Annotated in this window: 8 protein-coding genes; 7 read left to right on the forward strand and 1 reads right to left on the reverse strand. The window is 53.8% G+C overall.

All coding sequences use genetic code 11. The features are described 5' to 3' along the window. Positions 1 to 231 precede the first annotated feature (231 nt). The 5 genes from treZ to OB13_RS10375 all read left to right on the forward strand — a co-directional run bounded on the left by treZ (position 232) and on the right by OB13_RS10375 (position 9,461). Positions 232 to 2,076, forward strand: a complete 1,845-nt coding sequence (gene treZ, locus OB13_RS10355; protein WP_461490092.1) for a malto-oligosyltrehalose trehalohydrolase — start codon at positions 232 to 234, stop codon at positions 2,074 to 2,076. Then, positions 2,073 to 4,496, forward strand: a complete 2,424-nt coding sequence (locus OB13_RS10360) for a DUF3536 domain-containing protein (RefSeq protein ID WP_461490093.1) — start codon at positions 2,073 to 2,075, stop codon at positions 4,494 to 4,496. Before treZ ends, OB13_RS10360 begins: the two co-directional genes overlap by 4 nt. Before the next feature lie 7 nt (positions 4,497 to 4,503). Then, the gene (gene treY / locus OB13_RS10365) at positions 4,504 to 7,233 is read left to right on the forward strand and encodes a malto-oligosyltrehalose synthase (RefSeq protein ID WP_461490094.1); all 2,730 of its coding nucleotides are present in this window, start codon (positions 4,504 to 4,506) and stop codon (positions 7,231 to 7,233) included. Beyond that, positions 7,230 to 8,738, forward strand: coding sequence for a 4-alpha-glucanotransferase (malQ, locus tag OB13_RS10370; RefSeq protein WP_461490095.1), 1,509 nt, complete (start codon positions 7,230 to 7,232; stop codon positions 8,736 to 8,738). The genes treY and malQ overlap by 4 nt, the downstream gene beginning before the upstream one ends. Before the next feature lie 150 nt (positions 8,739 to 8,888). After that, complete coding sequence (locus tag OB13_RS10375; protein WP_461490096.1) at positions 8,889 to 9,461, forward strand: thioredoxin family protein; 573 nt, start codon at positions 8,889 to 8,891, stop codon at positions 9,459 to 9,461. Here OB13_RS10375 and OB13_RS10380 read toward each other — a convergent pair. Continuing rightward, positions 9,427 to 10,269, reverse strand: a complete 843-nt coding sequence (locus tag OB13_RS10380; protein ID WP_461490097.1) for a murein L,D-transpeptidase catalytic domain family protein — start codon at positions 10,267 to 10,269, stop codon at positions 9,427 to 9,429. The genes OB13_RS10375 and OB13_RS10380 overlap by 35 nt on opposite strands. 177 nt (positions 10,270 to 10,446) lie before the next feature. Between OB13_RS10380 and OB13_RS10385 the strand changes: the two genes are divergently transcribed. Together OB13_RS10385 and OB13_RS10390 are read left to right on the forward strand one after the other, a co-directional pair. Further along, positions 10,447 to 11,799: a peptidoglycan DD-metalloendopeptidase family protein gene (locus OB13_RS10385; RefSeq protein WP_461490098.1), complete on the forward strand. Its 1,353-nt coding sequence runs from the start codon at positions 10,447 to 10,449 to the stop codon at positions 11,797 to 11,799. A gap of 114 nt (positions 11,800 to 11,913) precedes the next feature. Then, entirely contained in the window at positions 11,914 to 12,816 is a 903-nt protein-coding gene (locus OB13_RS10390) for a Ppx/GppA phosphatase family protein (RefSeq protein WP_461490099.1), read from the forward strand. Positions 12,817 to 12,997 lie beyond the last annotated feature (181 nt).

A 12,997-nucleotide genomic window follows, 5' to 3' on the forward strand; every position in this document is an offset into this window, starting at 1 on the left:
CAGTGCTTCCATGTAGGGTATTTCCTGATTAAAATTTGAATAGGTAATAGGTACTGAATGCAACGGCAATATGTTACGGGCTCCTCTATAAGCGTATAAAACAAGAGAGACAGGATTTGTATCAGGTGAGCCCACTGCGCGGTTTCCGGCTTGGAGATAGCCTGTTAGCTAAAAAAGAAAAACCTAATTCGCGGGAAGTGAGTTAAAAATTTTGCGCAAACAAATAACCCTATGAGCATAACGCGAGAGATTGGAGCACATTATACGGTAGATAGCGGCACTACTTTTACGGTTTGGGCACCGGCGGCAGAGCAGGTAGAAGTCGTGCTGAGAGACAATATTAAGAGCCTACCCTTGCAGCGGGAAGCCTTCGGCTACTGGACGGCACTGGCAGAAGAAGCAGGCCCCGGCAGCCGCTACGTTTTCAGGCTAAACGGAAAGCTGGAGCGGCCTGATCCTGCCTCCTGTTCACAACCCGATGGCGTACATGGCGACTCGGAGGTAGTCGCCCACGCTACCTTCAACTGGACGGATCAGAACTGGAAACCGCTGCCGCTGGAGCAGTATATCGTATACGAGCTGCATGTCGGCACTTTTACTGAGAAAGGTACTTTCCAGGGTATCATCGGGCAATTGCCGGAACTGCTGGACCTGGGGATTACGGCGATCGAGCTCATGCCGGTGGCCCAGTTTCCGGGCAGCCGCAACTGGGGCTACGATGGCGTATACCCTTTTGCCGTGCAGGACAGCTATGGAGGCCCTGACGGACTGCGGGAGCTCGTCGATGCCTGCCACCAGGCAGGTATAGCCGTTGTGCTGGACGTGGTCTACAACCACCTGGGACCGGAAGGAAACTACCTCAACGACTACGGACCTTATTTTACCGACAAGTACAATACGCCCTGGGGGAAAGCCCTCAATTTTGATGATGCGCACAGCGACCATGTCCGCAATTTTTTCATCCAGAATGCACTCATGTGGTTCCGGGACTACCACATAGATGTCCTGCGGCTGGATGCGGTTCACGCCATACTCGACACCGGGGCCCGGCACTTCCTGCAGGAACTGCAGGAGCATGTGGAACACCTCGAAAAACAACTGAACCGGCAGTTTCTGCTCATTGCAGAGAGTGACCTCAACGATGTCCGCGTCATCAATCCGGTCGAAAAAGGAGGCTTCGGGCTGGCCGCACAGTGGAGCGATGACTTCCATCATGCCGTGCATGCGCTGGTCACAGGCGAAGATACCGGCTACTACCAGGACTTCGGAAAACTGGAGCAGCTGCAGCGAGTGATGCAGCAGGGCTTTGTGTACGACGGCCTGTACTCGGAACACCGGAAACGAACATTCGGCAGCGATCCGTCGTCCAACCCGGCCCGGCAGTTTGTGGTCTGCTCCCAGAACCACGACCAGGTCGGCAACCGCATGCTCGGAGAGCGCCTCTCGCAGCTGGTATCACCGGATATGCTCAAAGTTGTGGCAGGTATGGTACTGCTTTCCCCTTTCACCCCGATGCTGTTTATGGGCGAAGAGTATGGCGAGGAAAACCCTTTCCTATACTTTGTAAGCCACACCGACCAAGAACTGGCAGATGCGGTGCGCAAAGGACGCAAAGAAGAATTCTCAGCATTCGCCTGGCAGGGGGAAGCACCGGATCCGCAAGCCGAGAAAACATTTCATACCTCCAAATTGCAACGCAGCTACCAGCAGCAGGAGCAGGACCGGCAGCTAAGGGAGTTTTACAAGGAGCTTATCCGGCTACGCAAGTCCACCCCTGCCCTGATGCGGCCTGATAAACAGAAACTACATGTTTTAGCAGACAAAGATGCACAGGTGCTGCACCTGATCCATTTCGGGGAAAGCCCGTATATCTATTGCTTATTTAACATAAGTAACCAACCACAAACTACAACCATCGAGCGGGAGGTAGAAGCTTTGTGGACATTGTCCTTGCGCTCTTCCGAAGAGAGGTTCGGCGGAACAGCCACAACGCTGCCACACGAGGTCAGCACCGGGCAGGAGATCAGCCTGCCTCCTGCCTCGCTCACCATTTTCCAAAGCAAGATTATTTTATGAGCAACTACATCTGCATCCATGGGCACTTTTACCAGCCTCCACGGGAAAACCCTTGGTTGAACGAGGTAGAGTTACAGGAATCGGCACTCCCTTACCACGACTGGAACGAACGCATCACCGCTGAGTGCTATGCCCGGAACTCTGCCTCCCGTATCCAGAACGGGCAGGGAAAGGTCGTGGACATCCTGAATAACTATGCCCGCATGAGCTTCAACTTCGGACCTACCTTGCTGGAGTGGATGGAGAAAAAGGCACCGGAAACCTATCAGGCCATTCTGGAGGCAGATAAAGAGAGTCAGAAGCGCTTTTCGGGACACGGGGCGGCACTGGGCCAGGTATACAACCACATGATCATGCCGCTGGCCAATGAGCGGGACAAACATACGCAGGTGATCTGGGGCATTTATGATTTCAGAAAGCGCTTCGGACGCGACCCGGAAGGTATGTGGCTGGGCGAAACGGCCGCTAATACCGAAACCCTGGAGGTGCTGGCCGAACATGGCATCAAATTTACGATACTCTCCCCCTACCAGGCCAGGCGCTACCGCAAATCCGGCGAAAAAGAGTGGCAGGATGCGACAGGTGCGCAGATTAATCCCCGCCGGCCTTACCTCTGTCATTTGCCTTCGGGACGTACCATCGCACTCTTCTTTTATGATGCGCCTGTGTCGCAGGCGATCGCATTTGAGGGACTGCTGGAGAGCGGGGAGAAATTTGCCCATCGCCTCACCAGCACCTTCGACAGCCATAGCAAGGAACCCCAGCTCATGCACATCGCTACCGACGGGGAAACCTACGGCCACCACCACCGCTTCGGGGAGATGGCCCTCTCCTACGCGCTGCACCACATCGAAGAAGAACAGCTAGCCAAGCTGACCGTATATGGCGAGTACCTGGAACTGCACCCGCCCAAATACGAAGCGGAGATCATCGAAAATACCTCCTGGAGCTGCGCCCACGGGGTAGAGCGCTGGCGCAGTGACTGCGGTTGCCATACAGGTGGCAAGGACAGCTGGAACCAGAAGTGGCGTGGTCCCCTGCGCGAAGCGTTTGACTGGGTGCGCGATACCGTGGAACCACTCTACGTGCAGGAAATGCAGCAGCTCGGTGCCGATCCCTGGCAGACGCGCAACAACTACATACAGGTGATCATGGACCGGTCGGAGGAGAACGTGCGCAAGTTCACCCATGCCCACACGGACCGGGAGCTAAGCAAAGGCGAACAGATCCGGTTCCTGAAGCTGCTCGAAATGCAATACCACGCCATGCTCATGTACACCAGCTGCGGTTGGTTCTTTGACGAAGTGACGGGCATCGAGACCATGCAGGACATCTTCTATGCGGGGCGGGCACTGCAACTGGCACGGGATATCAGTGGCTCTGATTATGAGGCTCATTTTATGACGCTTCTGGAAAAGGCAGAGAGCAACGTACGGGAGTACAGCAATGCCCGTGACGCTTACAAGAAGGTGGTAAAAACAACGATGCTGGACCTGGTGCGGGTCGGGGCGCACTATGCGGTGTCCTCTCTCTTTGCCAAATATCCCGAAGACCTCGAACTCTACAGCTACAAAGCCACTTCGGAATACTATGAATTACAGGAAGCCGGGCGGCAGAAATTAGCCGTCGGGAAGGCCCTGATCCGTTCCACCATCACCTGGGAGGAAGTGGATGTCTCGTTTGGGGTCCTGCACCTTGGGGATCACCAGTTGTTTGGGGGCGTCCGGGAGTTTGTGAGTCCTGATGCCTTTGCGGCCCTCCACCATGACCTGACAACGGCTTTTGAAAAAGGCAATGTAACGGAGATCATCATGCTGCTCGACAAGCATTTTGAAACGCACAGTTACTCCTTCTGGCACTTGTTCCGGGATGATCAGAAAAAGATACTCGACCAGGTTTTGGAGCAAACGATGCAGGCCCTGGAGCATGACTTTCAGCAGGTATACGACAACAACTACCCCATGATGGCTGCTGTCAAAAGCGTAGGTATGCGGCTGCCGAGGGCGCTTCAGATCTCGGTAGAGTACATTGTCAGCTCCAGACTCCTGGCAGCCCTGACGGCCAGTCAGGTGAACACCGATGAGATTGTAAAGCTTTTACGAGAAGTAGAGCGCATGAAAATAAAACTGGACCTGGAGCCACTCAACTATGCTGCCACCGCACACGTGGAGGAAGTCATGCATGCACTGGAGGCTCATCCGGATGACACCGGCCGGATGGTATACCTGACCGAACTGCTCACGGTGCTGCAAGGCTCGTCCTTGCGGCCGGAATACTGGCAGGCGCAGAACATCGCTTTCCGGATGCGGCAAACCATCTTCAAAGAATACCAGGAAAAGCAAACCCAGCAGGACGAAGCGGCAACAGCCTGGTGCGAAAAGTTTGAAGAATTGTACAGTAGCTTTAACCTGATAGCTTAAACATTTTATGGTATACATTCCTTCGTCTACTTACAGACTACAGATATCTCCCAAATTCAAATTACAAGAGGTCAAGCAACTTATCCCCTACCTCAAAGCGCTTGGGATAAGCACGGTCTATGCCGCCCCATTCTTTCCGGCCAGGCCGGGCAGCGAACACGGCTATGATGTAGTCGATCCGCACCAGATCAGCCCGGAGGTGGGCACGCTGGACGAGCTGCAGGAAATAGCACAGGAACTCAAACAACAGGGTATGGGCTGGCTGCAGGACATCGTTCCCAATCACATGGCCTTCCATCCACACAATGGCTGGCTAATGGATGTGCTGGAAAAAGGACAGAAGTCCAGGTTCTATACCTTCTTTGATATCAACTTCGGCCACCCCGATTTTGGCGGAAAGCTGATGGTGCCATTCCTGGGCGAGGCGCTCGAAGAGGTGGTAAAACAAAAGCAACTGAAGCTCTCGCTGGAAGAAGATGGTTTCCGGATAAATTACTTCGATAATGCCTACCCGCTCAGCCTGGACAGCTATGAAGACCTGGTCCAGCAGATGAAGAGCAGGCTGCACCATGAGGAAGCAGCCGCTGCACTGGAGCAACAGAGCCAACAGATACTGCTCGCCACTACAACCGACACTGTCAATACCGAGAGCTGGCGTGCCTGTAAAAATGGCCTGCATGCAGCCATTCAGCAACAGCCAGAACTGAAGCAGGCTATGACACAAGTGCTGGAAAGTATCAACGAAGATCCCAATGCAATGCTTAAGTTGCTGGACCAGCAGTACTATAAACTGTGCCACTGGCAGGTGACCGAGCAGAAGATCAACTACCGCCGCTTCTTCACCGTAAACGACCTGATCTGCCTGGCTATGGAGCGGGAAGAAGTATTTCACCATTATCACCAGTTCATCAAGGAGCTGTGCGTACGGCAACTGGTGCAGGGCCTGCGGGTAGACCACGTGGACGGACTTTTTGATCCGGACACCTACCTGGAGCGGCTGCGACAACTGGCCGGCGATGAGGTATACCTGGTGGTGGAGAAGATCCTGGAAGGCGAAGAGAACATGCCCGAGTACTGGCCCATCGAAGGCAACAGCGGCTACGACTTCCTGGCCTGGATCAGCAACCTCTATACCGATGCTGAGGGCGAGCGCAAACTGACCCGCCTGTACCGCCGCCTGGTGCCCGATGCCGCTACCGATTACGAAAAGCTGGTGTATGAAAAGAAGCACTTCATACTGGAGCATTACATGCAGGGGGAACTGCAAAACCTGTTGCGCCTGCTCCGCGACACCGAACTGCTGCTACCGGACATCAAGGAACAACAATGGCACCTTGCCCTGTCTGCCCTGCTGGCTTCCTTCCCGGTATACCGCATCTATGGCCATACCTTCCCGCTGCCTCCGGCCGCCATGGAGATCGTGGATGAAGCCTTTAAAATAGCCGCCCGGAGAGCTCCGGAAGCAAAAGCGCAGTTGCAGCATCTGCGTTCCCTGTTCGAGTCGGACGACCAGGACACGGAAGAGCGTCGCCGCCACAAACTCTACTTTGTGATGCGTAGCCAGCAGTTCACCGGTCCGCTGGCGGCCAAGGGCGTGGAAGATACTACCTTCTACAACTACAACCGCTTGCTGTCGCTCAACGAGGTCGGCAACAGCCCCGATGTGTTCAACATACCGCGGCGCGATTTTCATGAGCTCATGCAGTACCGGCTCCAAACCTACCCCCATTCTATTAATGCCACCGCCACCCACGACACCAAGCGTGGCGAAGGCTCGCGCATGCGCCTGGAGGTACTCAGCGAGTTGCCGGATGAATGGGAAAAATATGTGACTGAATGGATGGAGCTGGCGCAGCAGCATACAACTCCAGACGTCCCGACAGCGAACGATCTGTACTTTATTTTGCAGACACTGGTAGGCGTGATGCCGATTGATGGCACAGTGGACGATACTTTGGTGGAACGCCTGCAGGAATACCTGGTCAAGGCGTTCCGGGAAGCGAAGGTCAATACCAACTGGTCTGAGCCGAACGAGCCTTATGAGGAAGCCTGCAAAAACCTCGTGCAGAAACTGCTGCAGGAAGATGAGGCCTTCCGGGCTTCTTTCCTGCCATTCCTGAAAAAAGCAGCCCACTTTGGCTGGATTTATTCCCTTTGCCAGACCCTGTTAAAAACCACTTGCCCGGGCGTACCGGATGTATACCAGGGTTGTGAATTGTGGGACTTCAGCCTGGTCGATCCGGATAACCGCCGTCCCGTGGACTATGCGTTGCGCCACCGGATGCTGCAGGATATCAAAGCACAGGAACAGCAGGATTCTGCTGCCTTGCTACGCCAGCTCCTGCAGGAACCGGAGGACGGTAAGGTCAAGCTATACCTGTTATACAAGGTGCTCAACCTTCGCCAGGAGCTCAAGCCACTCTTTGACAAAGGCAACTACATACCGGTTATACTGAGCGGCAAACACCGGAACCATGCCATTGCCTTCGCCCGCCAACACGAAGGGGCCTGGTGCCTGGTTGTCGTACCCCGCCTGCTCACCCGCCTGGCATCCGAAGAGGAACTCCCGCTGGGGGAACAGGTATGGGAAGACACCGTGCTTTTGCTGCCGCCTGATGCCCCGCAGCAATGGCAAAATCTGTTTGGCAACACACCGGTACAGGGGAAACAGGAGATCCCGCTGTCCACCCTTTTCGGGTCTTTTCCAGTAGCACTTTTAACAGCGACAACCACATGATCATCCCAAAACGAAGCAGCGGCATCTTACTGCATATCACCTCCCTTCCGTCTCCCTATGGCATCGGAGACCTGGGTGCAGCCGCTTATCAATTTGCAGATTTGCTGGCAGAGGCAGGACAGCGCTACTGGCAGATTCTGCCGCTCAACCCGACGGAACTGGGCTCCGGCAATTCGCCTTACAGCAGCCATTCGGCCTTCGCCGGCAATCCCCTGCTCATCAGCCCTGTGTTGCTCGTAGAAGAGGGGCTTCTGACAAAAAAGGACATCCGGCCCACCCACACGTTCGATGACCGGAAAGTGGAATTCAAAGAAGTAACCGACTACAAAAAGCGGGTGCTGCAAAAGGCGTACGACAATTTCAAGGCCGGAGAAGCAGGAAAGCTAAAAGGTGAATTTGTGCGGTTCCAGGAAGAACATCAGGATTGGCTGCCGGATTATACCCGCTTTGTAGCGTTTAAACACCACTTCGAAAACCAGGCCTGGACGCAGTGGCCGGCGAAGATCAAGAACAGGCAACGGGAGGCGGTGGAAGAACTGGCGGCTGATCTGTCGGAGGAGATCGAGTGCGAAGCATTTCTGCAATTTCTGTTCTACCAGCAGTGGGAAAAGCTCAAAGCCTACTGCCATTCAAAAGAAATCAGCTTCATTGGCGACATGCCGTTTTATGTCAGCCACGACAGCGCAGATGTATGGTCACACCCGCACCTCTTCAAACTGGACAGGAGCGGCATGCCGACGGCTGTGTCGGGTGTGCCGCCCGATTACTTCAGCAAAACAGGGCAACTCTGGGGCACACCGGTCTTTGACTGGAAGGTACTGCAGCAGGATAACTTCGACTGGTGGGTCAAGCGCATTGCGCATAACCTGCAGTTGTTCGGTTTGCTGCGCCTCGACCATTTCCGGGCTTTCTCGGCTTATTGGGAAGTGCCGGCAGGTGAAGAAACAGCCATCCACGGCAAATGGGTAAAAACGCCCGGTGCTGAACTGCTCACCGTGGTGCAGGAGATATTTCCGCACATGCCCATCATAGCAGAAGACCTTGGAGAGATCGACCAGCCGGTGCGGGACCTGATGGCGCAGTTCAACCTGCCCGGAATGCGGGTGCTGCTCTTTGCCTTCGGAGATGACCTGCCGCATAGTCTCTACGCACCCCACAACCACATCCCGAACACCATTGTGTATACCGGCACGCACGACAACAGCACGGCACGGGCCTGGTATGAGCAGGACGCCAGCAAGGAAGACCGCAAACGGCTCAGCGAGTACAGTGCGCAGCAGCTGACCAAACAGAATGTGAGTGAAGTGATGGCAAGGCTGGCGTATATGTCGGTGGCGCAACTGGTGGTGCTGCCGATACAGGATATCCTGGGGTTGGGCAAGGAGGCCATCATGAACAAACCTTCCACGGCCAACGGCAACTGGCTCTGGCGCCTGGAGCGGGGTTTGTTCACCAAAACGACAGCCCGCAAGCTCCGCAAGGAAATACAGTTATATGGCAGATAGCTGAAAACAGAAAATCAGCAACCGCACATCCTTCCTGAAACAGGGCGCAGGCAGGTTGCTGATTTTCTGTTTTTTATATTCCGGATAAATCTTATATTAGTTCTCGAAACAGGTATACCTGTCCTCCTTACCACAACTAAAGAGAGAACCATGGCTTTATCTTCCTCTGCATTACCCCTGGGCACAGCAGCGCCCAACTTTGCTTTGCTCGATACGGTTTCGGATAAGCTGGTCTCGTTACAGGATGTCGCGTCTACCAAAGCTACCGTCATCATGTTCCTGTGCAACCACTGCCCTTACGTAAAGCACATCCTGGATGAACTGCTAACAGTGGCAAACGAATACCAGCAGAAGGGTGTGAAGTTTGTAGCGATCAGTGCAAATGACGCAGAAGCAACACCCGAGGATGGCCCGAAACAGATGAAAGCGCTGACCTTCGAAAAAGCTTTCCCGTTCCCGTACCTCTACGACCAGACGCAGCAGGTGGCCCGCACGTACCAGGCTGCCCAGACCCCGGAGTTCTATGTGTTTGACCGGAACATGCGCCTGGCTTATCACGGACAATTTGATAACGCCAGTCCCCGCAGTGAAGAGCCTGTTACAGGGCGAGACCTTCGCCTGGCGCTGGATACCCTCCTGTCGGGCCAGCAGGTAAGTTCGGATCAGAAACCCAGCGTAGGCTGCGGCATCAAATGGAAGGCCCAACCGGAGGCACTGGACTAGGCTGCTCGTCTTCTACAAAGCCGGCCATGGCATTGGCATGGTCCAGGTAATGGGAGGTATAGGCGTCATCCGAAGCATGTATGTAGAGGGTGGTTTGGCCTTTCACCGCATCGATGATGCCTTCGTGCTCCCCCATGGGCAGCGCCGGACAACCCAGGCTACGGCCCAGACGCCCGTATTGCTCAATGAAACTTTCTGACGCATACTCTGCCCCGTGCATGACAATGCAGCGGTCCAGGGCATTGGTGTTGAAATTTTCATCCACCCCTTCCAGCTTCAGCGATTTGCCGTGCTTGCCGTAGTAAATACCCTCTGTCACGTAGAAGCCGATGCTGCTCATAAAGGATTTATCGTCGTTGGAGAAGCTTTCGGCAAACTCTTCCCCTGAATTTCGGCCGTGTGCCACATAGGTGTTATGCAGCACTTCCTTGTTTTCCAGGTCCAGCACCCACAGCCTTTTCTCGTTAGAAGATTTGGTAAAATCCACAATGGTCAGGATGCCTTTTTCCGATAATCGCCCTTCGTGCTTCAGGCTGTAGTAGCCCATCAGGGCTTTGTTGAACACTTCATAGCGCAGATCCACCGCATTCAGGTTCATTTGGTTGTAGAGGTCAAAAGACACCTGCTCGAAACGCATGATCTTCAGGGTACCAATGCGGCCTTTTGATTTTTTGTCTACGGAAACATATTTACCTGCTGCCTGTGAAGCAAACGGTGAAAGGATAAGCGGTGCAAACAGGGGCAGCAGCTTTTTAGCTACTTTTCTGCGCCTGTTCCGCCATTTGGTGCGTGTGCTGTTCTTCTTCACTGGTAAAATCCCGTTGGTATACCCATTCTTGTACGTGTACCAAATCTGTCTGTTTAACAAGAGCCAAATCCAACAGCCTATACCTTAAATAACTCACGGTCAATTCAAAGGAATCAATAGGGGTCTAAATTTTGTATAAGATACAGTTGCATACTCCAATTCAGGAAAAGAGAAAACATGAACATCAGGAAGTCAGGTTATTATCAGCTGGTCGCTTTTATCTTAGCTGTTGCTCTGCTGTCAGGCTGTGGCAGCCGGGAGACGCTGCGCGGGGTTTTTAAGAAAGAGACACCCTATGAACGCTATGCGTCTTCCCTGAAGAGTGCCAAACTGGACGAAACGGCCATCGGGCAGGACTGGCTGGCAGCGGGAGAGCTGTCCTTGCAAAATACCCATCCGGTTACGCTACCCTTCAAGGAAACAGGCTATTTCCCGGCGGACAAACCAAAGGCACTCGGTTACCAGGTGGAAGCTAAGCGCGGTGAAAAGATCGTGGTGAACTTGGAGATGAAAGCTCGCCAGAACATCCGCGTTTTTATGGATCTGTTTGAGACTTCCGTCGATCTTGCCCATACCCCCAAGCGTGTTGCTTACGCCGATTCTACTTCCACTACCCTGAGTTATGTGGTAGAGGAAGACCTGCCTTACATCGTGCGGGTACAGCCCGAACTGCTGCGCAGCGGACAGTATACCATCACCATTCAGGCACAGCCGACACTGGTGTTTCCTATACCTGGCAAGAACAGCCGCCACATTGCCAGCATCTGGGGCGACCCGCGCGATGCCGGTGCCAGGCTCCACGAGGGCATCGATATTTTTGCACCACGGGGCACACCCGTCATCGCCTCTGTGGAAGGTACCGTATCCCGTGTAGGTGAATCGCCCAAAGGCGGGAAAGTTGTATGGCTCTCGGACATGAACCACGGACAGAACCTGTATTACGCGCACCTTGACCAGCAACTGGTAACGGCAGGTCAACGCGTAGCAGTAGGCGACACCCTGGGACTCGTAGGCAACACCGGCAATGCGAAAGGTACCGGCCCGCACCTGCATTTTGGGATATACCGTTATGGCCGCGGCGCTACCAATCCCTACCCCTACCTGCATGCATCTGCCCTCCCTGTTCCGACGGTGAAAGTAGATGCCACGCACATCGGCAACTGGGTGCGCGTAGCTTCCAAAATGGCCAACCTGCGGGTGCAGCCTTCGCCAAAATCAGCTGTGTACAAAACCCTGAAAAGGTATACGCCACTGCTGGTAACGGGTGGCGCAGATAACTGGTACCGGGTGCGCCTGCCCGACAACTCGGAGGCCTATGTCCTGAGCACGCTGGTCGAAGGTATAAGCAAACCGATCACAATCAAAAAACTGAAGCAGGATCTGCCCCTGCTGGACGATGCGGACCCGCAGGCTTCCCCCATGGACAGCCTCCCATCGGGTACTGCTATACCTGTTGTGGCTACCTATGGGGCCTACCTGTTGGTGCGGCAGCAAGATGGCCGCCTGGGTTGGATCCAGGCGGCTGATTGAAATCCCGCCACTTTTCTGATCAACAAAAACTATAGTTCCTGTGATTTCTGCGTACAGCATTTATCCCTATATTTGGGTAACAGAAAATGTTGAACGCTCTTACTCCAGAAATTTTTGAAGCTAGCTGCCATTGATATAGGTTCAAACGCGGTCCGATGCCAGATCTCCAGCGTACTGAACCAAAACGGAAATGTTATTTTTAAAAGAGTCGAATACATCCGCTATGCGATACGCTTTGGTGAGGATGTTTTCAGTGCCGGGTATATCAGTGAAGTAAAGATTCAGAAATTCATCAAGCTACTTCACGCCTTCCAGCTCTTGCTGGATGTGCACGATGTGGACCACTTCATGATATGCGCCACCTCGGCCATGCGAACTTCTCTCAATGCACCGGAGGTAATGGATCGGGTACGGCAGGCAATCGGTATGGAAATACAAGTGATCGACGGGGAAGCAGAGGCCGATCTGATCAACAAAGTAATTGTTAATTTTCTGGATGAGCGCAACTACCTGCACATTGACGTAGGCGGCGGTAGTACGGAATTTAACGTCTATGTGAACCGCGAAAAAATGGCTTCCCATTCCTTTGAGCAGGGCTCCATCCGCCACATGCACGGGGTCGATTCGCAGGAGCTTTGGAACAACATGCGCGTCTGGATAGAGGAGAACGCCCGCAAATACCAGGTTACGCGTGCCATTGGTACGGGCGGTAACATCAACAAGATTTTTGACCTTTCCGGTAAAATAATGGGCAAGCCGATCTTCCGGAAACAGATAGAAGAGATCGTTGCCCGGGTAGCGGCCATGACCATGGAAGAACGCATCACCGAGCTCCTCCTCAACCCGGACCGAGCGGATGTGATCCTGCCGGCTGCTGAAATTTACTTATCGGCTATGAGGTGGGCTAAGCTGGAAAGCATGCTTGTCCCTGCTGTTGGTCTGAAAGACGGGATGATCCACGCGCTGTATGAACAGCATCACCAGGAGCGCTTTGTGATTAGCCAGATCAGTAAGTGATTTCTCTGTTGTAATTATTCCTTTCTGACCGGGTTTTCCTGCTGGTGCGGGCTTGTAGCTCGTACCTTCTGTGCTTTCGGCTTAACCAGGTTCCTGTATACCGCAAGTTTGAGCGAAACGGTAACTTGTGGTGGAACATGAGGCCAGTTTGTAACTGGCGTAGCTGCTGTTCCAGGTATAG

The organism is Pontibacter sp. HJ8, assembly GCF_054824225.1.